We start from the raw sequence: 23,708 nt of genomic DNA, 5'->3' as shown, positions 1-23,708 counted from the left end.
TGAGGGATAAATCATGTACAGAACGATCAGTTTTATTGTCATATTCTCTTTTGTCTCATTGCTGCTCTACTTTCACAGCCAAAATAGCCATTACCAAGCATCCGATCACGGAGGGAGTCATGGACATGAGTTAATCAACGTCCCGGCGGGAGAAAAAAACCCCGGAATCAGGGGGAAGGTAATGAAGGACCCATCAGGTTCATGGCTGCTAGCGATAGAAACGGAGAATTTTGAATTTGCTCCAGAGAAGGCCGGTTCAACAAAGATCAGCTATAACGAAGGACATGCCCATATCTATTTGGATGGGAAAAAAGTCAACCGATTGTACGGGAAGTATTATAATTTGGGAGAATTGGATAAAGGGATCTACAAACTCAAGGTTACGCTGAATGCGAATAATCACGGTTCCTTGGCAATTGACGGGAACGAAATAGCCTTTGTTCACACCTTTGAGGTGAACTGACATAAGCCTTTTGAGTCTGTTGCGGAATTTCTGTAGAATGGTAAACAGGAAACTTTTACAGAAAAAGGTGTAAGGATGAAAAAATATGTGGTCATTGGAGCAGGCATTCTGGGTGCCTCTACTGCTTATCATTTAGCGAAGGCTGGAAACAGTGTGACGATCATTGATCGAGGGGAGCCGGGGCAGGCAACAGACGCTGCAGCCGGCATCATCTGTCCGTGGCTGAGCCAGCGGCGGAACAAGGCATGGTATTTCCTGGCGAAAAATGGTGCTGCCTATTATAAATCGCTGATACAACAGCTAGAAAAAGATGGTGAACATGAAACCGGCTATAAGCAAACAGGTGCTATCAGCCTCCATAACGTTTCGGAAAAATTACTCAAAATGGAAGAAAGAGCAATACAAAGAAGGGAAGAGGCCCCTGAAATAGGCGATATCGAGCAGCTTGATGCAAAGAAAACAAGGGCGTTGTTCCCTCCGCTATCCGAGGAGTTTTCCTCTGTCCATGTAAGCGGGGCAGCACGTGTGAATGGCCGGCTGCTGCGGCAGGCATTATTAGCGTCTGCACAAAAACACGGTGCCAGATGGATAGAAGGAAGCGCGGCCCTTGATGTTTCCAGCGGCAAGGTAACAGGGGCTATTGTCGGCGGAACGAGATATGAAGCGGATAAGATGATCATCACAGCAGGTGCATGGGCGCCTGAGCTGTTAAGGCCGCTTGGGATGGAACTTAAGATCACTCCGCAAAAAGCCCAGATCGTCCATCTGCAGCTTGAAACCGAGGAAACAGGAGACTGGCCTGTTGTGATGCCGCCGAATACTCAATATATCGTGGCATTCGATGGTGGAAAAGTAGTGATTGGCGCTACCCATGAAAACGATATGGGATTTGATCGGAGGCCGACCCTTGGCGGTATGCAGGAAATCATCGATTCAGGCTTGGAGGTGGCACCTGGCCTGGCTGATGGAACTTTTATTGAAACGAAAGTTGGCTTCCGCCCTGTCGCTCCAAACTTTCTCCCAATCATTGGCTATGTCCCGGGATTCGAGAATCTTTTCCTGGCAAATGGACTCGGGTCCTCAGGCCTGACAGTCGGACCTTACCTCGGTTACCAGCTTGCACAACTTGCATCAGGCAGAGAATTGGAAATCGATCTTGCCTTGTATAATCTATCAGAAGCGATCGAAATGGATATTTCCTAGGCAATGAAACAGGGAGCAGGACACTTTTTTGGTGTTCTGCCTTTTTATTTTTCAAAGTAACCCTGCAGGCTGTCCTTGAACTGCTGGAAACCATGCTGCTGCAAAAAATATTCCTGGAAACGCAAATAAATCGCCTCATAGCGGGTATAACACTAAGGAATTCAATAAGCATGTCTAATCATTGTTTACTATAAAGCAGGGAGGAACCATCAACATGGAATGGAAAGGCAGAAGAGCGAGCAGCAATGTAGAAGATAGAAGAGGAAGTGGCGGCGGAGGCATGCTCATGGGCGGCGGCCTTGGCGGTATCATCCTATTGGTCGTCATGACTTTCCTCGGAGGCGGCGATATGGGTGATGTCCTCAATAATATGACGAACAGCGGGAACCAGTCGCCTGCTCCCTACCAGCAAACAGCAGAGGAAGAGGAACTGGCCCAATTCGTTTCAGTTGTACTGGCCGATACAGAAGAAGTGTGGTCCGATGTATTCGCTGAACAAGGCATGGAATATCAGGAGCCTACTCTTGTGCTATATTCCGGCAGTGTCCAGTCAGCCTGCGGAATGGCCGGTTCACAGGTAGGGCCGTTTTACTGTCCGGGTGACCAGAAGCTGTATATTGACCTGAGCTTTTATGATGAACTCCAGACTAAATTCCAGGCGCCTGGAGATTTCGCGATGGCATATGTAATCGCCCATGAGGTCGGCCACCATGTGCAAACATTATTAGGAACATCCGATAAACTGAATTCACTTCGCGGCAAGCTGGATCAGACGGAATTCAATAAATATCAAGTGCGTTTTGAACTGCAGGCCGATTATTTGGCAGGCGTATGGGCACACCATGCCCAGGGAATGGGTGTAGTTGAAGAAGGCGATCTTGAGGAAGCGCTGAATGCTGCAAGTGCCGTCGGAGATGACACCATCCAGAAACGGTCACAGGGCTATGTCGTTCCAGAAAGCTTCACGCATGGTACATCAGAGCAAAGGAAGAGCTGGTTCTACAAAGGTTATAAAGCTGGCAACCTTGAACAGGGAGACACGTTTAACACACGAGGATTTTAGGTAGAGATAAGCAGAGGCCTTTCTGGCCGATGCCATCATTGTGGGTGGCACTTAACTTTTTAAAGGAAAGGAGCAAATTCCACAATGGGAACACAAATACAATCGTTTTTTGCACAGGACACAGGTAGTATTCCAAACAATCCAACATTGCCGGTCATTGTCTACCAGGGTGTTTTTGTCGACAACTTAAGCATGGAGGAACAATTTGAGCAGCATAATTGGACAGGAACCTGGACAGGTGATATTTTCGATTACCACCACTATCATACCAATGCCCATGAGGTGTTAGGCGTGAAGTCAGGCAGCGCAACCGTGCAAATCGGCGGTGACAGCGGAGAACGACTTGAGCTGAAAGCTGGGGATGTAGTCGTCCTGCCGGCGGGAACTGGGCACAAGAAGATCGACAGCAGCCAGGATTTTGCCGTCGTTGGTGCCTATCCAAACGGAAGGCAGCCAGATTTGAAAACAGAAGACCCTGGCACAAGGGCACAGGCACTATCCCAAATTAAAAACGTACCCGTGCCGGAAACAGACCCGGTATATGGGGATTCAGGACCTCTTCTTCATAAATGGGTAAAATAAGGATATATCGACAGGCAGCATTTAAGGGTTCTAACCCGAGGCTGCCTGTTTTTTATTGTTTCTAAAAATACGGTAATGGGTATATAATAATAGTGCAAACTGTTCATGCTAGACTGTCGTTTGGACAAAATAAATAGCTGTAGCAAACAAACGAAAGAAGGGTCGCCGATGGCCAACAAGAAATTTGTTTATTTCGTTTCATTGAGCTCCAATGTTCCTTATGTTTTGAAAAAAGCGCTGAAAAAAGCAGAGGAAGAAAATGAGGTGGCGATTTTCTTTGATTTGGATGGCGCCAGGGTATTGGATAAACGGTATTTGAAGATCATGGAAAGAACCCACAACATCGATTTGCAAAAACTGATGCAGCAGGCGATGGATTTGGGAATCAAGTTTTTTGGCTGCCAGATGAATGTGCTGATCGCTGATGGGCTGGAACTTGTTGAAGGAGCAGAATTGTCAGGGGTTGCCACCTTTTTAGAGGCCGCCTACCAGGCGGACGCGGTGCTAAGTTACTAATGGAGGTGAAGGGCTGATGGAGAAGAAGAAGGTAGTGGTGATGGCCTTGCATGATGAACTGGAGTCTGCGTATCCTCCCTTGAATGTAGCGGTTGGGGCTGCCTCCTCAGGTGCAGACGTCATCCTTGCTTTTTCCCGCAAAGGAGTGAACATCCTTGATAAACGGTATGTATCGGTTCCGTCTGAAAATCTGGAATATCTATCGAACGCATTGAATGACTTTGGAGTATCATCCGTCCATGACCTCCTTGGAATAGCCGTAGAGATGGGTGCCCAGCTGTATGTCGTGGATCTCGATGTGAAAGACGACTTCGAGTTCATCCACCCAGCCGAACAAGTACCAATCAAATGGCTATTAAACGAGGCAGCAACCGCGAATTTATTCATGCATTTTTAAGGTGATGCTGGATGCGATGGTAGGAATTTTGACAGGTTCCAGGGATAAAGCTTAAAAGCTGTCAAAATTAGTCCGGTATTTAGACAGGTTTGAAGTGCAAAGCGTAAAAGCTGTCAAAAAAAGCTCCAGATTCAGACAGGTTTGAGGTGCAAAGCGTAAAAGCTGTCAAAAATACCACTGGATTTAGACAGGTTTGAGGGGCAAAGCGTAAAAGCTGTCAAAAAAACCTCTGGATTTAGACAGGTTTGAGGGGCAAGGCGTAAAAGCTGTCAAAAAAAGCTCTGGATTCAGACAGGTTTGAGGTTCAAAGCGTAAAAGCTGTCAAAAAAAGCCCTGGATTCAGACAGGTTTGAGGAGCAAAGCGTCAAAGCTGTCAAAAAAACCTCTGGATTCAGACAGGTTTAAGGTGCAAAGTGTCAAAGCTGTCAAAAAAACCCCTTGATTCAGACAGGTTTGTGGTTCAAAGAGTAAAAGCTGTCAAAAAAGGCCCTGGATTCTGACATGTTTGAGGTTCAAAGCGTAAAAGCTGTCAAAAAAAGCTTCGGATTCAGACAGGTTTGAGGAGCAAAGCGTAAAAGCTGTCAAAAAAACCTCTGGATTCAGACAGGTTTAAGGTGCAAAGTGTCAAAGCTGTCAAAAAAACCTCTGGATTCAGACAAGTTTGAGGAGCAAAGCGTAAAAGCTGTCAAAAAAACCTCTGGATTCAGACAGGTTTAAGGTGCAAAGTGTCAAAGCTGTCAAAAAAACCTCTGGATTCAGACAAGTTCGAGGTCCATAGCATCAAAGCTGTCAAAATCAGAACATGGCCACACTTTTATCAAAAAAAAGACAGAGATACGGGCTCTCTGTCTTTTTACATGGCATTCACCGGGGTCTTCTGGGAAAGCTCGTCCTTGACGGTGACTTTGTTTTTGCCGAGCTCCTTCGATTGCAGAAGGAGCTGGTCAGCATAGATATAGCCTTTTTCCATGGAGGTATACTGGTTTACCTTGAAGTAATACAAGCCAAAGGAAGAGGTGATGGTAACGTCATGTTTTTCTGATTGATAATCGACTTCAACTGAGCTTGTCTCGACTCCATGCCGGATTTTTTCAACGAGATCGATGGTTTGCCTGAAGGATTTATTTCTCAGGATCATAGTGAACTCTTCTCCGCCGCTGCGGAAGACGTAGTCATCCGCAGATAAATAGCTTTTAAGAGTATTGGCAAAATGCTGGATGACCCGGTCTCCTACCGCATGATTGTACGAGTCATTGATCAGCTTGAATTTATCGATATCGGCTACGACAATGCCGACTGTTTCTCCAGCCTGGTTTAATTCGGACATTTTTTTATCCATCAATGCTCGGTTCGGAATCCTCGTCAGGAAGTCTGTATAGGCCATTTGTTCGAACTTGTCCCGTTCAATCTTGTTTTTGATGCTTTGCGACTTCGAGTGGAACGAGCGGCTCACAAGGTAGTTCAGGATGAACAGGCCGACAACCATTTCCCATTTCTGTTCTGTCAGCAACAGCAGCAGCAGCCCGTTCGTGAACGCTGTTTTGCCCAGATCAAGCCAGTTATTGCTTTCACGAAAAAACCTGACTGCCTGCTTGACATTCTTGATTTCGCCCATGATAAAAAAGGCAGTCGATAAAAAAGTATAGGAAATCAGAGTAGTGGTCACAGTCAGTATACACATCAGGATCCAAAAACCAAATGGTATATTATTAAACGCCTGGTAACCCCATTGAAACAAAAAGTAACCAATGGAGTAAATCAGCGCATGTGCGCCTATATTGTAAAATGTATCCCAGAGTTCATCTTCATCAGCGGTCTTTGAACTTTTCCTTGAAAAGTAAACGGTGAACCGGAAGATGGTCTCGAAAATAAATAGCCCAATCGGCCCCGCGAAAATCCCGAAAGATAAACTGTAGCTGATGCCGTAGTCGAATTTCAGTGTCCCGTTTTGCGCGGTGATTCGCAAATGATTGTAAAGGGTTGAGAATAACCAATAAATGAACAATGCGATTAAAAACACATTTTTATCTAATGTAAAAACACCCAGACCAAAAGCAACGGCAATTGCAGCAAAAAATAATGTAAAATCATACAACCTAGCTTTCAGCATAGGCAAAAATTCCCCTCTCCCAAACTCTACCATCCTAATTTTATCCTAATTCTAAAGATAGTTGCAAAGTAATTTTTTGATTTGTGCAAATTTTTGTGCCATTTCATTGTCTGTTGCATATCGTAAAGGGCTATAATGGATTTATAAGCTTTTATGTCAGGAGACAACCCTTAGAAAGGGATTTTTTCGCAGTTTGTCGAATATTCTATCTTATATATTCAGAATATTTAATTAATAAATAATGGAGAGGGGTTTTACATGGAATTACTATTTGGCGGGATTTTGGTGCTTTTGTTGATCGCTGCGGTAAGTTTGTCCCTGTACTACCAGCGGAAGAGCAGGTTGAAACACTTGCCTGCCAATCATCCGCATGCTTTCCTGGAAAAAGGCCTGCGCCAGGAAGGCAAAAAGCTTGTTGCAGTGGTCGGCGGCGATGTGGTCCATGGTAATATCAGCTACAATTTCGTTGAAGACGCTGCCAGGAGGCGGAGCTGCCAGGATTACCAATTTATCAATGCAGGCGTGAATGGAAGTACGGCTTATGATGTCCTCCAGCGCCTGGACAGTGTGATCGCCTGCCAGCCGGATTATGTAGTGATCATGGTCGGCTTGAATGACGCCTCAGCTAAGATTGCCCCTGAGTTTGCAAAAAAGAATATCAAGCTTGCGGAGCAATTAGAAAAGCCATCATTATTGGTGTATGAAAAGAACCTTGCCCTGATTGTTGCCAGGCTGAAAGCCGAAACCCAAGCGAATATCGGGCTTTTGTCGCTGCCGGTGGCCGGTGAGAACCTCTTTTCAAAAGCGAATAAGGAAATTGACCAGTACAATGACGTCATCAAAAAAATCGCGGAAATGCACAATGTTTCCTATCTTCCATTCAACGAAAAGTTAAAAGCCTATCTAAAGGGAAAAGGCCAGACGAGGGGACGCTCGCTTAAAAACAGCATGAAGCTGTACGAAAAAGCGGTCACCGACCATTTTGTATACGGCTACAGCCTCGACCGCATATCGGTCCGAAATGGATACTTGCTGCTTACGGACGGCATCCATTTAAACAGCACAGCAGGGATGATGGCTGCTCATCAAATCGAGCTATTTCTTAAAAAGAATGAACTGAAAGCAATCCAGTAAAAAAGGATTCTGCGCATTGGCAGCATCCTTTTTGGTTTTTTTGATGGACTTTCCCATCTGACTTGAAAAGAGGCACGAGGCCAGCCGTGCTATGCCACGACCTCAGACATAAAGGCATGGGTGTTTTCTTCAGGGTCCATAAAAAACACCATCCAGGTTTCTGTATTGCCGATTTTTGTGACAACATGCGGTTCACCTACGAAGTTTACTCCAGTTGCAAGAAGCTCTTCATATTTTGCCTTGAGATCTCCAACCTGGAAGTAAAGCACGGAACTCGGGTGGGCAAATTGCTCATTTTCTGGCAGAGTTAACAAGAGTCTGACACCGTCACAATCGAAGAACGCCATTGTATCGGTATTAAATAAAAGTGTCAGTCCTAATTTTTCCTGATAAAAAGCAGTGGCTCTTTCAATATTTTTTACAGGGATGCCGACTTGGCCGATTTTTTGAATCTGATTTGATTGCATGACATGTCTCCTAATAGTGTTTTTTCAGGAAGGCCCTTATGTCTGTATCAATTTTTATTAGGTTTTCAGGTGATGGAAAATGGCCCATCTGATAACTTTTTATTTCTAGTTGCTGGCTAAAAAGTCCTTCCGCTTTTTGGAAAATCTTTTCGCCTGGAAAAAATATATCTTCTGTACCGGCAATCACAAGCGTTGGTGCATGATAATCCTTCACTTCTTCCGTGGTTGTCAGTTTGGGCATTTCCTGCTCGAGAGTCGTGTACTTAAAGATGTTGCCGATGATCTGCTCATCGAGTTGGCTCATGCTGTTCAAGGACATGCGATTGGCAATCTTTTTGAGGCTTTTCGCAGAACCATTCATCTTGTAAGATAGCATCGGAATCAGGATTTTCCTGATCATTTCCAGCTTGGACCCAAGAATGATCCCTGCAGGTGAAACAAAGACTGCGCACTGGACTCTTTCAGGTGAAAACGCCGCTAGCCTGAGAATGATCCCTCCACCATATGATGGCCCGATGAATGCACATTTTTCAATCAGATAATAGTCCATTATATCCTGTATCCAATGGGCGAAGCTTTCGTCCGCGGCTGAAATCCGGGTTTCATCACTATAACCGGGATGGCCGATGGTGTCAGGTGCATAGATTTTATATTCTTTGAGCAAGCCTTTGAACCAGGATAACGTGACCGGATTGATACAGTTGCCGCCCTGGAAAATGAATAATGGCTTTCCATCCTCCTTCCCGAGTTTAAGGACATGCGTGCTGCCGAACCTCGTCTTGACGTAATCACGGCCAATCAGGGATTCGAACTGTGAAAGATACTCTTCATACTGGCTTAAGATCTTCTCTTTTCCTGCCAGGTTTTTATAAATAGATTTCATGGATCGGTACCTCAGCTTTGATATGCTTCAATTCTTCAATCAGATGCTGTTCGATTAACGCAGTGTCTTCAGGATGGAAAAGATGAGCTGATTTTTCCGTCCAAATAAAACGCTTCTCCTTGGTGGTTTTCAATGTATTGAAATATTCCTCGACAAGGTAAGCAGAGACGTGGACATCCTTTCTGCCATGAATGAACGTGACCGGAACCATTACCTGGGGTACATCTTTTTGTACATCGATTTTCGGGATGTTCTGGATGAATTCGTCTGTATAAATCAACTTGAATCCACTGTAAAAGGAGTGGAATACATCAGTCAGTCGATAATCTTTTGATGTGAGCATACCGAGGGACACTTTTGCAAGGCCGGGATGTTTGATGGTGTCATCCTGATAGACCATTGAATTGTACTTCATCTGCCATTTTCGCAGTACTCCCCATTGTTTATAGCTCTCTGTAAAAGGGGGATCTCCAACCTCCTCCAGTTCATTCAACGCTTTATAGTCACCGCGCCGTTTTGCTTCTTCTTTTACCCAGATGAGAGCTGACCGATCATTATCCGTCCAGCTGATGATCTGCGAAATGCCGACATAGGAATGGAATTTTTCAGGATGCTTTTTTAATAGATACATGCCGATCAAAGTGCCGAATGAGTGGGCCGCCAAGAAGATTTTATCCTGGCTGAATGTGTCTCTTAAAAAATCCGTCAGTTCCGCTGTATCAGATACAAGCTGATCAAAGGTCATCGATGATGGAGGGATATTTTTGTGATACGATTTTCCCGTCCCGCGCTGGTCCCAGAAAACGACGGTAAAATGCTTGACCAGCTCTCTTGTATTGGTAGCGACCGTGTAATCCTTTCCTCTTGATGAAACACCGGGAAGGGGCATGGAAGGTCCGCCGTGCAAAAATAACAGAACAGGATTCTCTGGTGAGTGGGACTGGATGAGGATGGTCTGTTGGATCCCGCCAATTGAAATCGTCTTAATCTGATCGATTCCATCTGCGGGAATATGGAAATCAGGCTTGCGAAGGAAAAAGCCCATATCTTCACCCCTTTTGAAAGACTATCAATGGTAAATGAATCTGTGGTAAGCTTCCATTTATTACTATATTACTTTAGTACTAGAAAAATATCTCGGAAAAGTTGAAACTTTTTTTACCTGATTCTGCTCTAAAGAGTGAAAGGAGGTCAGGAAATGAAAGAAGAAAGGCTAGTGAAGAAAGCAGTGAAGGGGAATGCCAGAGCATTTGAAGAGCTGCTGATTTTACATAGTGAGCGATTATACCGAACCGCTTTTCTATATGCGGGGAACAGGGAGGATGCCCTTGATATTGTCCAGGAAACATCATGCAAAGCATTTCTGGCGATTGGGCAGCTGAAGAATGAACAATACTTTTTAACCTGGCTGACGAGGATTTTGATTCATTGTGCTTATGACGTTTTGAAAAAAAGGGAAAAAGAAATGCCGGTTAACGAACTGGTTGAGCTGCCTTCGAGCGGTGATAATCGTGTCGCGGAGAACCTGGATCTGATGGAGGCCATTACTCTGCTGAAAGAACAGCACAGAACAGCGATTATCCTGTTTTACTATCATGACCTGTCAATCAGCGAGATTGCCAGAAGTATGGACATTCCCGAAAATACCGTGAAAACCTATCTGCAGCGGGGCAGAAAGGAATTGAAAAATAGATTGGGAGGCGAGGCAAATGGAAAAGAAAACGTTTCTTGAATCCGTCGGCCAGATTGAAGTGCCTGAAGAAGATGTTATCAGTGCGATTCAGGCTGGTGTTCGGAAAGGGAAAAAAATGAGACCACAACGGCAGCCGCTTTTTAAAGCAGCGGCAGTATCAGCAGCTGCGGCAGCTCTTTTCATATTATCAGGATTCATGTTCCCATCAATGGCGAGTGTGATGGCTGAAATCCCTTTGCTGGCAAAATTGTATGAGCATGACAAGGTAGCTGAAAACCTGGCTTCTCAACAGCTGATTACTGAATTGAATGAACAAGCGAGTTATGATGGCATTGATGTGACGGTTACGGATGCTTATTATGACGGTGCCATGATCGGTGTTACTTTTGATATAGAAGGGGAGATAAAAGGCGAAAAGGACGAAATTTACGCTTTCTATGAAATCTTCGACCGTGACCCGAACATTGAAGAAACGATGGAATTAGTGAAATTAGTGCCGGATGGAGCAGGCTATAAAGGGCATATCCAGTTGAGCTATCCAAGAGCAGAATTGCCAACAGGATCTACTTTGCCATTCAACATCATTGGAATCGGTGAAATCAAGGACAGTTGGAAGGATGAACAGGGAAAATGGAATTTCGACGTGCCGATTTTGCAGCTGCCGTTTGAAGCGAGCAAACTTGGTCAGTCAACTGAACTGGGCCAGCATAAAATCACGCTCGAAAAATTGATTACAGGAAAATCTTCGACGGCGATTGAATATACTCTGAACTATCCAGAAGGTGGCAAGAGGGTCATGCTTGATCTTTTTGATGGTAAGGGTAAGCAAATCATCGGAGGGACTTCGGATGCAAAGCTTGAAGGGAAAACCGAAAATGGCCTGGTGACGGAGAAGAGACGGATTACGATTCCTATGGTACTTGATTCGGATTTTATTGAAGTCCAGCCCGCAATTGACTCAGGAGAGAAGTTTAAGTCTATTAAAATAGACCTTTAAAAGGCGAGGCGCTGGACATTATTCAGCGCCTTTTTTCAATGTATATTTCAGTGCCGCAATCTGACCGTAGCGCCCTGTGCTGATTAATTCCCAATCTGCAGGCGGAGTGCCATCCGGAAACAGCGGGATTCCTTCACCAATCAATTTTGGAATGATATAAAGCTCCACTTCGTCGATCAGCTTTTTTTCAAGGAATTGCTTCACAAGCTGTCCGCCGCCGACCAGCCAGACATACCCATTAGAAACTTCTTTGAGATTGGAGACCAGGGTTTCCAGATCTTCATCGGTAAAGGTGACATGAGAATTGCTTTCCTGGGACTGCCGTGTGAGAACATAGCAGTCTTTACCGGCATAAGGGAATTCATCGGTCAGTTTCAGAACTTCCTCATACGTTTTCCGCCCCATGATCACTGTTCCAACCTGGCTGTAAAATTCACCGTAACCATTATCGCCATCACCTTCGACATCATCCAGCCAGTCAACGGCCCCATCCGCCCTGGCGATATAGCCATCCAGGCTCATTGCGATATACAGTATGACATTGTTCTTTTTCATCGATATCCTCCATGCAGGTGTATAATAACGTTATTCTATCAAATAAGAGGGGGCATCTGCATGCTTGAATTGAACATCCCGGGGAGAGGCCAGTTCAACCTGCATCATCTGGTCCTGGATTTTAACGGAACGATTGCTTTTGGCGGCGAGCTGATCTCTGCCGTCGGGGAAAGAATCCAGCTGCTGAGCAGGGAAATCGAGATCCATGTCATTACAGCCGATACAAACGGCAGTGTGGTCCGGCAGTGTGAAGGACTCCCTGTCACTGTACAAATTCTACAGTCAGAGAATCATACAGACGAGAAGGGAGAATTTGTCCGGGGGCTGGATGGCGTAATCTGTATGGGCAACGGGGCAAATGATGAAGCAATGTTCGCAGAATCCGACCTTGCCATTGCCATAGCCGGAAGAGAAGGCTGCGCAACGACAACACTGTTGAAAAGCGATCTGGTGATTGAAAGTATTAATGATGGGTTGGATCTGCTGCTGAATCCCATGCGGTTGATCGCTACACTCCGGAAGTAACCGGGTGAATTTTTACAGCCTTGCGAAAGTACCTGGGCTAAGCTGAAAATGGCTTTTCAAGCACCGAGCCTGAACTGGAAAAAAACACCTGGAATTTCCAGTTCGCCAATAAAATTTGATTTTCGCCAATAAGTAGGGTGAAATCGCCAATAAAATAATTTTTTCGCCAATAAAACTCAAAAATCGCCAATATAATTGTGAAAACCGCCAATAAAAAGATTCAAGAGTAAATCACAGGCATGAAACTCACCCAATCGGCTCAATATCCGGGAAGTTGAGCCGATTTCCTCTGCAGAAAAGCTTCATTTTTTATAAAAATCACCTCCAAAATTACCTTTCCTCTCAACCTTCATAAAAATATATAATAGATTCACACACCACTTTTACCATTATTAAGAAAATCTTAAGATTTATGCTCAGTGAATATTAAGGTTCACTGCCTAGAATAGACAATATCAAAGCTTGCCTGTTAGGGAAGGGGGTTTTCAAACTTGGAACAATACAATGTGCTTGTCGTGGATGATGAGAAAGAGATCCGGGATGCGATTGAGATTTATTTAAAGAACGAAGGTATCAAGGTCATCAAGGCGGCGGATGGCATCGAGGCGATCGAGAAGCTGAACGAGCAGCCGGTCCATTTGATCCTGCTCGATGTGATGATGCCCCGTCAGGACGGGATTACGACGACGTTCCGAATTCGGGAAGACAAGAATATCCCGATCATCATTTTGAGCGCTAAAGCGGAGGATACGGACAAAATTCTTGGGCTTCAGGTCGGTGCCGATGATTATGTAACGAAGCCGTTCAATCCGCTGGAACTCATCGCCAGGGTGAAGTCGCAGCTCAGGAGGTATGTCACCCTCGGTACATACGAAGGGAAGACGAAGGTGATTGACCTGAATGGCCTGACACTTGACCAGTCCTCGAAGGAGGTCACCGGCCATGGCGAACAAGTAAAACTGACGCCAATCGAGTACAAGATCCTCGAATTGCTGATGACGAATGCTGGCAGAGTGTTCTCCATTAATGACATTTATGAGCGTGTATGGAAGGAGCCGAGCTACAATGCCGAAAACACAGTGGCCGTCCATATCCGCAAGATCCGCGAAAAAATAGAGATCGATCCGAAGAATCCAAGATTTTTGAAGGTGGTGTGGGGGATTGGATATAAAATCGAAAAGTAAGTATTTATTTGTGGCCTGGGTGCTTCTGATTGCATTTGGCTTGAGCGGGATGTTTTCAGTGCTGACCAATGGCAGCAGGTACATGCATGGCGATTATTTTGAGTCGGAAGAATTCAACTCACAAATGGATCAGTTCATTGCCATGCTGAATGTCTACGAGCTTTATGAAATGCCAAAAGAAGAAATGAAGAAGCAGATCACTGTTTCAGAAGAGGAAATTGAAGAACATCGTACAAGATATGGCAATCTCAGTGATCAAATTTCAAATATTGGAATGCAATATGAAGACCAGATCCGGGCGGCCATCGATTCAGAAAACAAGGCAGCTGAAGAGGTTCTTAAGAAGGAAAGAGACGAAAAGATTGCGGATATCACAGAGAACTTCAACAGCGATGAATATGTCCGCGCTAAAATCGTGAAAGAAAAAGAGAAGAAAATTGATGAATTTTACAAGGAGCTTCAAAGTTATCGCCGTGAATTCAACAATTTAGGGGATGCATTCAAATATCACCTAAAAGACAATGAAACAGGAGAAGTCTATACGAACCTTAATGTTTCGAAGGGTGAATCAGCATCTGATTATTTGAACAAAAAAGATATGTATTATGTACTGGATTACGAGGGTTTGCAGAAAAACTATATGTTCAGTGGTTATAATGAGAACTTCCTGCCCTTTAATGAAGTGGCTGAAGCAATTCTTGAGAATCAAAAAGACCGGGATATGACCGGACAAATCGGGCTTTCTAAGCACGCATCAGAAAATAATACCGCTATCATGAATTATCAAGACTACCAGAAAGGACAAAAACTATTTTTCGGTTATCTTTTAGCGAGTATCGCAGCCCTGATTGCGAGCTATTTCCTGGCAAAACGGAAACCGGCAACCGTTTTTGGCACATTCGACCAGTGGAAGCCCTTCTATAGGAGAATCCCGCTGGATGTAAGAGCAGTTTTGCTTTTAATAACAGGGTTTTTCCTGCTGCTTTCTATGACGCTGATTAGTGAACAATTTGTTTATTATCATTCAAACGTCTTCGCTACCCTAACCGAGCTGATCGTCAGCCTGGTTGCTGCAGCTTCATTGCTGGCATTCGGGTGGATTCAGCTGAGGTTCCTTTCAGAGTACCGCAATGATTGGCCAAAGCTGAAAGAGGATCTGAGTAACAGCCTTTTAGTAAAAAGCTATCACTCCATTCTAAATGCATTTTTAATCAAGAGCATCGGATTCCAGCTGCTTGTTATCCTTGGGATCGCGTTTATGATGGGCATGCTGTTTGTTGCAGCCGTTGCAGCAGGCGGAGGGGATGTAATCGTCATTGCTTTCATTATTGGTGTTATCAGTCTTCCGATTTTCATCTTCATCATGAGGAAAGCTGGCTATCTGAATAAAGTAATGAAGCATACAGAAGAACTGGCTGCAGGCAATTTAGGCGCGGATATACCGGTGAAAGGAAAGTCGGCAATCGCCAGGCATGCGGCTAATATCAATGACCTGAGGACAGCGGTGAACATGTCCAACAAGGAACAGGCAAAAAGCGAGCGACTAAAAACGGAATTGATCACGAATGTTAGCCATGACCTCAGGACTCCGCTGACTTCGATCATAACGTATACAGAGCTCCTTAAAACGCCTGACCTGGCACCAGAGGACCGTGAGTCTTATCTTGAAATCCTGGACCGTAAATCGAAGAGGCTGAAAGTGCTGATCGATGACCTGTTCGAGGCAACGAAAATGGCGAGCGGCAATATTGAACTTCACAAGGAAAAGGTCGACCTCAATCAGCTGCTGCAGCAGGCATTGGCCGAGCATAATGAAGCACTGAGCCAGTCGTCCTTGCAGCTGCGGGTTTCCCAGCCGGATCATCCAGTTTATGCCTTTGTTGACGGGCAAAAGCTCTGGAGGGTGTTCGATAACCTGATCGGCAATATCCTGAAGTATGCGCTGGAGAATACGAGGGTCTATATTTCGGTAAAAGAAGAGCAAAACCAGGTGGTGCTCACTTTTAAAAATATCACCAAATACGAGCTGGGCGAGGACCTGGATGAACTGTTCGAGCGCTTCAAACGCGGTGACCAGTCGCGCCATACAGATGGTTCAGGGCTGGGGCTGGCGATCGCCAAATCGATTGTCGACCTGCACGAAGGCTCGCTTGACATCGAAGTCGACGGAGACCTGTTCAAGGTAACGGTCGTCCTTGACCAATTAGCGTAACACCAACATCCCCTTTGCTATGCAGAGGGGGATTTCACTGTTTTTGGCGGATTTTTATGTAAAGAAACCTTGATAGCAGGACCATCACCGCATTGAATGAGATATTCCAGAGCTTGTTCAATCGCATTTTCAACAGGCCGGTCCTCTCCAGAATCCAATCCATACCCGTCAATCCCAAGAACATGGTCAGCCGTGGGAGGATCCCCTGCCTTGAAGAGTTGATGACAAAGAAAACTGCCCGGACCAGACTATAGAGCGGAGCGATGATAAAATGCTCGCGCCATGAGTGGTAGATTCCCCGCCCAAAACGGACTTTCCTGCCGACCGCCGAAATATAGAGCAATGTAACACAGATGACTTCAGTTGAGAGATATTGGGCAATCACCAGTGCCCACTTTTTTTCTGCATTCAGCGCTTTGTAAAACCGATCGCTGATATAAAAATAAATATTCATAAAGAATACTGTATAGGAAGGCTTCCACCAGTAGGCTTTATAGATTTTTAAACGCAGGAAATACCGTTCGATCCCATAATAGATCAATGTGCTGCCGAGCTTCCAGTATCCATTTTTCCGGTACAAAGTAAGGAGGGTAGCTGTGATGGGAACATAAAATCCCTGCGATAAAATCGCTCCAAGAATTTGATCATGGGCCTTTTTTTTAAGGATTTTTGGTTTATATGAATACCCTTTGAACAAATTAAGGACCGGGTACTCGAATAGATAGGCCATACCGATATTGGAGAGCAGCAGGGTCCATATATTCTTTTGGCGGCCTCTTTTCGTGAATATGAAAAAAAGAAAGACATGAATGACAGCCAGGAGCAGAAAGGGAAGAGTGTTCTTTGTTGCGAGTTTGTTTTTTTTCATATCCAACACTCCAGCTTTTACAAAGTATATAGCTATAATGTTTGCTAATTCTTTGAAATTATTTACGGGGACAGAACCTGTAAATTTATATCATGACTAGTGTAAAGACACATGATAATATAGAGAAGCAGCACAATATTATGTTAAAACAACCCATTTTAGGGAAACTATTTGTATCTCGCCAGTGTTGCAGGAGGGTTTTATGAAAAAGTCACAGGAGATTTCAGAAAAGAAACTGTTAGGGATTGCCGGACTAGGCTGGATGTTTGATGCAATGGATGTAGGGATCCTGTCCTTTGTCATCGCTGCCCTGCAGGTGGATTGGGGATTGACAGGCAAGGAGATGGGGTGGATCGGCAGTGTAAACTCGATTGGAATGGCTGTCGGTGCCTTCATATTTGGATTGCTCGCTGACCGGATCGGCCGGAAAAATGTCTTTATCATTACATTATTGCTTTTCTCTGCCGGAAGCGGAATATCTGCAATGGCAACGACCCTGTCATTCTTTTTACTATTGAGGTTTTTTATCGGGATGGGACTTGGAGGCGAATTGCCGGTTGCATCCACACTTGTTGCGGAGAGTGTTCCAGCAGAAAAACGCGGACGCGTCGTTGTCCTGCTCGAAAGCTTTTGGGCTGCAGGCTGGCTTGTTGCTGCTTTGATTTCCTACTTCATCATTCCGAAGTTCGGCTGGCAAATGGCGTTGATCCTAAGTGCATTGCCGGCATTGTATGCGCTGTATCTTCGCATCAACCTGCCTGATTCACCAAGATTCCTGGCGGTTGCCAAGAAAGAACGGCTGACGATGAGGGAGAGCATCGCAGAGGTCTGGTCAAAGGAACATTTCAAGAGAACGGCGATGCTCTGGATCCTCTGGTTCAGTGTTGTATTTTCTTATTATGGAATGTTCCTCTGGCTGCCGAGCGTGATGGTCATGAAGGGCTTCACATTGATCAAGAGCTTCCAATATGTCTTGATCATGACTCTCGCCCAGCTTCCAGGGTATTTTACCGCCGCATGGCTGATTGAAAAAGCGGGAAGGAAATTCGTGCTGGTTGTTTATTTGATCGGAACTGCCCTAAGCGCCTACTTCTTTGGGACGGCAGATTCGCTTGCACTGCTGATCACGGCTGGAATTTTGCTGTCATTTTTCAATCTTGGTGCCTGGGGCGCATTGTACGCCTACACGCCAGAACAATACCCAACGACAATCCGCGGTTCAGGAGCGGGAATGGCCGCATCCTTTGGCCGCATTGGCGGAATTGTCGGACCGCTGATGGTCCCGTATCTGTCAGCGCAAAATCTTTCAATTACAGCCATCTTCACGATTTTCTGTATCGCGATCCTGATTGGTGCCGCTGCCGTATTTTTCTGGGGCACAGAAACGAAGCAGAAAGAGCTTGTGTAAAAAGAAAAAGTTCGCCTTCGAGGAGGCGAACTTTTTCATCTTAATTACGCATCAACATATTTGAACACATTCACAAGAAAGAGAATGCCACCAATGACGACGACTAATGATCCCACGATGGCAAAGACGGTAAAAATGACTCCCCCTACCAACATCGATAATGTAATCCCGCCCTGCATGACAGGAACTCCAATGTTATGGATCCAGAAGTGTGTTGAGGCAAGCTTGCTATTACCGGCGTCTGGAAATAGATAATAAATCGTCCCGAACAGTGCCATTGAGACCCAGCCTAACAAGTTTAAGTGCGCATGGACCGAGGACAGGGTGAAATCATGCACGATCCCCATAACAATTCCTAGAATAATGGCAATAACAAAATAGACCGCAGCGACCTTGAAAAACCGTATACTCATAACTGTTTTCCTCCTTTCTAATTAGTTCTTTTAGATTATATAAAATTTCTGAAAATTTATAACATATGTACTAACAAAATAGGAAAATTAAATTTTTGTGGTGATTATAATAGTAAAATAATAATGAGTTCAGGATGACACAAAAATATCACCTTTGGTTTTATCATTTTTACGGGAATTCATGATATAATAGTGCAAACGTTTGTACAACTTCTAAAAGGGAGATAAAGCTATGAAAAGACTATTTGGAATTGATAGCTGGAAGATCGTCGAAACGGACTTGAATAAAGAAGATTTCCGCCTGGCTGAAAGTATCATGAGCCTTGGGAATGGACATATGGGCATGCGCGGGAATTTTGAAGAAACATACTCAGGAGATTTCCATCGCGGTTCTTATATTGCTGGGGTGTGGTTCCCGGACAAAACACGTGTAGGCTGGTGGAAAAATGGCTATCCGAATTATTTTGGAAAGGTCATCAACTCCACGAACTTTATCGGAATCAAAGTACTTATTGATGGGGAAGAATTGGATCTGCACAATGCTGAAGTAAGCGATTACTATCGCGAGCTTGATATGCAGCATGGTGTCTTGACACGTAAATTCACCGTCAGCCAAAACGGCAAAGAAACAGAAGTAGAGGCTGTTCGCTTCCTGTCAGTAGCTGATCAGGAGCTAGCCGCTATTCGTTACTCTGTCACTGCCAAGAACTATAATGGAAACGTTACCTTTGTTCCTTATCTTGATGGAGACGTCCGCAATGAAGACTCCAACTATGAAGAGGACTTTTGGTATGAGATCAGCAGGGATGCTGCAGACTATCGCGGCAGCCTTGTGATGAAGACGAAAGACAATCCATTCGGGACACCGATTTTCCAGGTGGCAACCACTATGCAAACGGTTGTCGAAGGTGAAGTGGCCAAGCTTGAAGTCAATGAAAAAGAAGAATACGTGGAAAATGTTATCGAAGTAAAAGCTGAACAGGGACAAACAGTAACCCTTTACAAATATGTCGCTGTCACAACGGACCGTGACTATGAAGAAGGCGAACTGGTTTCAAAAGGCCGTGAAGTGCTTGATCGTTCTGTTGAAAAAGGCTTTGATCAGCTTTTGGAAGAGCATCGGAATGGCTGGCTGAGCCGCTGGGAAATCGCTGATGTTGAAATCGCAGGCGATGACGAGGCACAGCAGGGAATCCGTTTCAATCTGTTCCAGCTATTCTCGACCTATTATGGTGAAGATTCACGCTTGAACATCGGCCCTAAAGGCTTCACAGGTGAAAAATACGGCGGTGCGACTTACTGGGATACAGAGGCTTACGCAATCCCGCTCTATCTTTCTACCGCAGAGTCAGAGGTTGCGCGCAACCTGCTAATCTACCGCCACAACCAGCTTGACGGCGCCTATCATAACGCAAAGCAGCAGGGACTGAAGGGTGCGCTATACCCAATGGTTACTTTTACAGGCGTAGAGAGTCATAACGAATGGGAAATCACGTTCGAGGAAATCCACCGAAACGGCGCAATCGCCTACGCAATCTATAACTATGTGAACTACACAGGAGATAAAGATTATCTCCAGGAATATGGAATCGATGTGCTCGCCGGCATCTCCCGTTTCTGGGCAGACCGCGTCCACTTTAACAAGTCCAAGAACGTCTACATGATGCATGGCGTTACCGGACCGAATGAATACGAAAACAATGTCAACAACAACTGGTACACAAACCGTATCGCTGTCTGGACATTGCGCTACACGCTCGAAGTCATTGAATTCCTTAAGCAGAACGGTCACGAGGCGCGTCTCGCAGGCCTAGAGTTCACGGACGAAGAGCTGGCAAAATGGCAGGACATCATCGAAAAAATGTACTTCCCGTACGATGAAGAAAAAGGTGTATTCGTCCAGCACGATACATTCCTTGATAAAGATTTGATGACAGTGGATGAGCTTGCTGCTAAAGATCGCCCAATCAACCAGAACTGGTCATGGGATAAAATTCTGCGCAGCTGCTTCATCAAGCAGGCAGATGTCCTCCAGGGACTATACTTCTTCAACCATGAATTCACAGAGGAAGAAAAGCGCCGTAACTTTGAATTCTATGAGCCAATGACCGTTCACGAGTCTTCATTGTCTCCAAGTATCCACGCAGTCCTTGCTGCAGAACTTGGCATGGAAGAAAAGGCGTACGAAATGTACAACCGTACGGCGCGCCTTGACCTGGATAACTACAATAACGATACAGAAGACGGCCTGCATATCACAAGCATGACAGGTGCATGGCTGGCAATCGTCCAGGGCTTCGCAGGCATGCGCACAGCGGAAGGCACACTGTCATTCGCACCATTCATCCCGAAAGCCTGGGATCAATACAGCTTCAACATCATCTACCGCGACCACTACATCAAGGTAGAAGTGAACCAGGAAAACGTCGTCCTTACACAGCAAGGACCAGAACTCGCCATGAAACTATACGGCGAGAACGTAACAATCCCTGCTGAAGGCGAGCTATCTGTAAAATTGAAATAAGTCGATGAAGAGATCTTTGGGCGAGCCCGGAGGTCTCTCTCATTGGGGTAAGGTTTTGGTGTGTGAATTGCCGTGAAATGTATGAGAAACGTGATTTATAGACATTTTAGGGAACGGAAGGTGTTGAAATGTCCAAGAAGTGTGATTTAATGGACATTTTGGAGAGCGCAAGGTGTTGAAATGTCTAAGAAACGTGATTTAATGGACATTTTTGGAGAGTGGAAGGTGCTGAAATGTCTAAGAAACGTGATTTAATGGACATTTTGGAGAGTGGAAGATGTTGAAATGTCTAAGAAACGTGGTTTAATGGACATTTTGGAGAGCGGAAGGTGCTGAAATGTCTAAGAAACGTGGTTTAATGGACATTTTGAAGAGCGGAAGGTGCTGAAATGTTCAAGAAACGTAATTTAAATGACATTTTGGGGAGTGCAAGGTGTTGAAATGTCCAAGAAACGTAATTTAATGGACATTTTGGAGAGCACAAGGCGTTGAAATGTCCAAGAAGTGTGATTTAATGGACATTTTGAAGAGTAGAGGGCTATGAAATGTCCAATGATACTCTGAATCTGCTTCTGAGGCTACATGAATGATTCATGAAAGGAGTTTGACGATGACTAGACCACTTAAAGCATTTATTTTTGACCTTGATGGGGTCATTACGGATACAGCGGAATACCACTTTTTAGCGTGGAAGGTGCTGGCTGAGGATTTGGGAATTACTTTTACCCGCGAGGATAACGAGGAGCTGAAGGGTGTTTCCCGGATGGATTCTCTCGAAAAGATTCTTGAGCTGGGCGGCCGGACTGGGGATTTTTCTGCTGAGGAAAAAGAAGCATTGGCTGAGAAGAAGAATGAGCACTACCTGACATTGATCCAGAATATCACTCCTGCTGACTTGTTGCCGGCGATCAAGGAATTGATCATCGATATCAAAGGGAAAGGCCTAAAACTGGGCCTAGCGTCCGCGAGCAAGAATGCGTTTACTGTGATGGAGTCGCTTGGGATGAAATCCGAGTTTGATATCATCGTTGACGCGAAAACAGTCATAAACGGCAAGCCACATCCGGAAGTCTTCCTACGCGCTGCTGAAATGCTAGGCGTTGAGCCGGAAGCCTGCATCGGTGTCGAGGATGCAGCAGCAGGCGTACAGGCTATCAAATCGGCCGGTATGTTTGCAGTTGCTGTCGGTCCTAAGGAAAGCTTTGAAAATGCTGATATTGTCTATGCCAGCACTGCAGAGCTTTCTTTTGAGAAAATCGTAGAAGTGTATAATGGTTAACATTCCAGAACCCAGTCGTAAATGTGCGGCTGGGTTTTAAAATTTTAAAAAAGCAATCACTCAATGAGTGACCGCTTCATTTCACGAAAAAAAGCATCTGGTTCGTCAACATTCAGAACAATCCGGTTCACTTTACGCTTCATTCCATACATAAGCTGGACGTCTTGCGGCTGATGAAGCAGGATTTCAAACATTGGTTTTTCCTGAATCAAATCAGGCACCCTGGCATCAAAGACTTCAGCTTGCTCTTTTCTGCTGAATTTTTCCGGGCCGTCGTACTGTTTGATTTCCTTAATGTTATTTAAGGGCAGGTGCATCGATTTTGAAAAGCCTGTCTGCAATAACAAATGGTCCTCTGTCAGCAGGAATGGCGTCAATCTGGTCGCCTGGAGCTCAGCCAGGATGAACAGAATGCCGTAGATGTTCAAAAACAGCAGAATGTACGAAATGATTGGATTCCAGCCGTGCAGGAAATAGTGCAGCCCAATTGATTCGATTGCGATGGCATGGATAATCATGATGTAGACAGCATTCACACTTGTTTTTTGATGATAGGTAAAAGCCATGCAATGGTCAATCTTCACTTTCTTTTTCCAAGAGAAAAGTGAGTAATGGAACAGGGAAAATTCAGTGACAAGAATTTTGGCAGCAGTATTGCCCGGTAAGCTTGTTTCAACAGCATTACGAATGTTGAAAAGAAAAAACGAATTTTGGTTTGACATGGTTTTATACCCTTTTAGCAGTTTGGGCAGCCTGGTGATCACGGTATAGGCTAAATAAAGCTCGAATAGCAGGAATGCGCCTTCTGAAACCATTAAAAGATAGGGAAGGAAGGGGTAATCTGAAAGATGATGCTGCGGGACGATGAAGTAGGCAGCAGCAAAGCCAGCGAATATGACGAGTCCCATATATTTGAGTGAATACCTTTTGCGGATGACCATGAAATATGTCAGGAGAGGCAAAATGATCAACAGGTCCAGCAGTGAACCGATGACAGCGCCATCCGGTACCGGTCCGAACATCGGTGTACGGTAAAGGATGAAATTCGTTGCTAGAATCAAAGAGGCTAAAACGGCAAAAAGCAAGAATCTTGGTTTTTTCACGACGGCATTTGTCATTATTATCCACCTCAGTTTCATTATAACTGATGCCATAGTGCCAAAGTAGCTATTTAATTGGTTTCGACAAAACTAGTGTTAGTAAAAACATTCAGAAAGCATTTGCTGGATTAT

Annotated in this window: 23 protein-coding genes; 15 read left to right on the top strand and 8 right to left on the bottom strand. The window is 44.8% G+C overall.

The window, feature by feature from the left end; genetic code table 11:
- Positions 1-13 precede the first annotated feature (13 nt).
- The 6 genes from J7E38_RS14830 to J7E38_RS14805 all read left to right on the top strand — a co-directional run bounded on the left by J7E38_RS14830 (position 14) and on the right by J7E38_RS14805 (position 4,224).
- The gene (locus tag J7E38_RS14830; protein ID WP_214705255.1) at positions 14-463 is read left to right on the top strand and encodes a hypothetical protein; all 450 of its coding nucleotides are present in this window, start codon (positions 14-16) and stop codon (positions 461-463) included.
- Between the two features lie 75 nt (positions 464-538).
- Positions 539-1,666, top strand: coding sequence for an NAD(P)/FAD-dependent oxidoreductase (locus J7E38_RS14825; RefSeq protein WP_214705254.1), 1,128 nt, complete (start codon positions 539-541; stop codon positions 1,664-1,666).
- A 214-nt stretch (positions 1,667-1,880) separates the two neighbouring features.
- Positions 1,881-2,729: a KPN_02809 family neutral zinc metallopeptidase gene (ypfJ, locus tag J7E38_RS14820; RefSeq protein ID WP_214705253.1), complete on the top strand. Its 849-nt coding sequence runs from the start codon at positions 1,881-1,883 to the stop codon at positions 2,727-2,729.
- A gap of 84 nt (positions 2,730-2,813) precedes the next feature.
- The gene (locus tag J7E38_RS14815) at positions 2,814-3,311 is read left to right on the top strand and encodes a cupin domain-containing protein (RefSeq protein WP_214705252.1); all 498 of its coding nucleotides are present in this window, start codon (positions 2,814-2,816) and stop codon (positions 3,309-3,311) included.
- A 168-nt stretch (positions 3,312-3,479) separates the two neighbouring features.
- Positions 3,480-3,827: a DsrE/DsrF/DrsH-like family protein gene (locus J7E38_RS14810; RefSeq protein WP_214705251.1), complete on the top strand. Its 348-nt coding sequence runs from the start codon at positions 3,480-3,482 to the stop codon at positions 3,825-3,827.
- A 16-nt stretch (positions 3,828-3,843) separates the two neighbouring features.
- The gene (locus J7E38_RS14805) at positions 3,844-4,224 is read left to right on the top strand and encodes a hypothetical protein (protein ID WP_214705250.1); all 381 of its coding nucleotides are present in this window, start codon (positions 3,844-3,846) and stop codon (positions 4,222-4,224) included.
- Between the two features lie 853 nt (positions 4,225-5,077).
- Here the strand turns inward: J7E38_RS14805 and J7E38_RS14800 are convergent.
- A complete protein-coding gene (locus J7E38_RS14800) occupies positions 5,078-6,334 on the bottom strand; it encodes a GGDEF domain-containing protein (RefSeq protein ID WP_214705249.1) in 1,257 nt (418 codons plus the stop codon).
- A gap of 258 nt (positions 6,335-6,592) precedes the next feature.
- Between J7E38_RS14800 and J7E38_RS14795 the strand changes: the two genes are divergently transcribed.
- Entirely contained in the window at positions 6,593-7,468 is an 876-nt protein-coding gene (locus tag J7E38_RS14795) for an SGNH/GDSL hydrolase family protein (RefSeq protein WP_214705248.1), read from the top strand.
- An 89-nt stretch (positions 7,469-7,557) separates the two neighbouring features.
- On the opposite strand, the gene J7E38_RS14790 is transcribed toward J7E38_RS14795, so the two are convergent.
- Genes J7E38_RS14790 through J7E38_RS14780 form a run of 3 tightly spaced genes read right to left on the bottom strand, consistent with a single transcriptional unit; the run spans position 7,558 to position 9,863 of the window.
- Positions 7,558-7,935, bottom strand: coding sequence for a VOC family protein (locus J7E38_RS14790; RefSeq protein WP_214705247.1), 378 nt, complete (start codon positions 7,933-7,935; stop codon positions 7,558-7,560).
- Positions 7,936-7,945: 10 nt separating this feature from the next.
- A complete protein-coding gene (locus J7E38_RS14785; RefSeq protein WP_214705246.1) occupies positions 7,946-8,818 on the bottom strand; it encodes an alpha/beta fold hydrolase in 873 nt (290 codons plus the stop codon).
- Positions 8,802-9,863 (bottom strand): alpha/beta hydrolase, encoded by a 1,062-nt coding sequence (locus tag J7E38_RS14780; protein WP_214705245.1) that lies wholly within the window; start codon positions 9,861-9,863, stop codon positions 8,802-8,804. The genes J7E38_RS14785 and J7E38_RS14780 overlap by 17 nt, the downstream gene beginning before the upstream one ends.
- A gap of 153 nt (positions 9,864-10,016) precedes the next feature.
- Between J7E38_RS14780 and J7E38_RS14775 the strand changes: the two genes are divergently transcribed.
- On the top strand, positions 10,017-10,550 hold the full coding sequence (locus tag J7E38_RS14775; protein ID WP_214705244.1) for a sigma-70 family RNA polymerase sigma factor: 534 nt from the start codon (positions 10,017-10,019) through the stop codon (positions 10,548-10,550).
- A complete protein-coding gene (locus tag J7E38_RS14770; RefSeq protein WP_214705243.1) occupies positions 10,528-11,508 on the top strand; it encodes a DUF4179 domain-containing protein in 981 nt (326 codons plus the stop codon). The genes J7E38_RS14775 and J7E38_RS14770 overlap by 23 nt, the downstream gene beginning before the upstream one ends.
- Before the next feature lie 18 nt (positions 11,509-11,526).
- On the opposite strand, the gene J7E38_RS14765 is transcribed toward J7E38_RS14770, so the two are convergent.
- Positions 11,527-12,063 carry a dihydrofolate reductase family protein gene (locus tag J7E38_RS14765; RefSeq protein ID WP_214705242.1) on the bottom strand — a complete coding sequence of 179 codons (537 nt, stop codon included), beginning with the start codon at positions 12,061-12,063 and terminating at the stop codon, positions 11,527-11,529.
- 60 nt (positions 12,064-12,123) lie between these two features.
- Here J7E38_RS14765 and J7E38_RS14760 point away from each other — a divergent pair, with 60 nt between their 5' ends.
- The 3 genes from J7E38_RS14760 to J7E38_RS14750 all read left to right on the top strand — a co-directional run bounded on the left by J7E38_RS14760 (position 12,124) and on the right by J7E38_RS14750 (position 15,984).
- Positions 12,124-12,588, top strand: coding sequence for an HAD family hydrolase (locus tag J7E38_RS14760; protein WP_214705241.1), 465 nt, complete (start codon positions 12,124-12,126; stop codon positions 12,586-12,588).
- Between the two features lie 491 nt (positions 12,589-13,079).
- Entirely contained in the window at positions 13,080-13,772 is a 693-nt protein-coding gene (locus J7E38_RS14755) for a response regulator transcription factor (RefSeq protein WP_214705240.1), read from the top strand.
- The gene (locus tag J7E38_RS14750) at positions 13,750-15,984 is read left to right on the top strand and encodes a sensor histidine kinase (protein WP_214705239.1); all 2,235 of its coding nucleotides are present in this window, start codon (positions 13,750-13,752) and stop codon (positions 15,982-15,984) included. The genes J7E38_RS14755 and J7E38_RS14750 overlap by 23 nt, the downstream gene beginning before the upstream one ends.
- Positions 15,985-16,018: 34 nt before the next feature.
- On the opposite strand, the gene J7E38_RS14745 is transcribed toward J7E38_RS14750, so the two are convergent.
- Positions 16,019-16,852: a hypothetical protein gene (locus J7E38_RS14745; RefSeq protein ID WP_214705238.1), complete on the bottom strand. Its 834-nt coding sequence runs from the start codon at positions 16,850-16,852 to the stop codon at positions 16,019-16,021.
- 202 nt (positions 16,853-17,054) lie between these two features.
- Here J7E38_RS14745 and J7E38_RS14740 point away from each other — a divergent pair, with 202 nt between their 5' ends.
- On the top strand, positions 17,055-18,260 hold the full coding sequence (locus J7E38_RS14740; protein WP_214705237.1) for an MFS transporter: 1,206 nt from the start codon (positions 17,055-17,057) through the stop codon (positions 18,258-18,260).
- A 44-nt stretch (positions 18,261-18,304) separates the two neighbouring features.
- Here the strand turns inward: J7E38_RS14740 and J7E38_RS14735 are convergent, their stop codons facing one another.
- The gene (locus J7E38_RS14735) at positions 18,305-18,673 is read right to left on the bottom strand and encodes a hypothetical protein (RefSeq protein WP_214705236.1); all 369 of its coding nucleotides are present in this window, start codon (positions 18,671-18,673) and stop codon (positions 18,305-18,307) included.
- A gap of 232 nt (positions 18,674-18,905) precedes the next feature.
- Between J7E38_RS14735 and J7E38_RS14730 the strand changes: the two genes are divergently transcribed.
- Positions 18,906-21,197: a glycoside hydrolase family 65 protein gene (locus J7E38_RS14730; RefSeq protein ID WP_214705235.1), complete on the top strand. Its 2,292-nt coding sequence runs from the start codon at positions 18,906-18,908 to the stop codon at positions 21,195-21,197.
- Positions 21,198-21,807: 610 nt separating this feature from the next.
- Positions 21,808-22,476, top strand: coding sequence for a beta-phosphoglucomutase (pgmB, locus tag J7E38_RS14725; protein WP_214705234.1), 669 nt, complete (start codon positions 21,808-21,810; stop codon positions 22,474-22,476).
- A 56-nt stretch (positions 22,477-22,532) separates the two neighbouring features.
- Here the strand turns inward: pgmB and J7E38_RS14720 are convergent, their stop codons facing one another.
- Positions 22,533-23,594, bottom strand: coding sequence for a hypothetical protein (locus tag J7E38_RS14720; protein ID WP_214705233.1), 1,062 nt, complete (start codon positions 23,592-23,594; stop codon positions 22,533-22,535).
- Positions 23,595-23,708 lie beyond the last annotated feature (114 nt).

Origin of the sequence: Bacillus sp. ISL-35 (assembly GCF_018613355.1) — a bacterium.
Taxonomy (GTDB): Bacteria; Bacillota; Bacilli; order Bacillales; family Cytobacillaceae; genus Mesobacillus.
The sequence above is the reverse complement of the archived record's forward strand: the minus strand, read 5'-3'. Positions and strand labels throughout refer to the sequence as shown.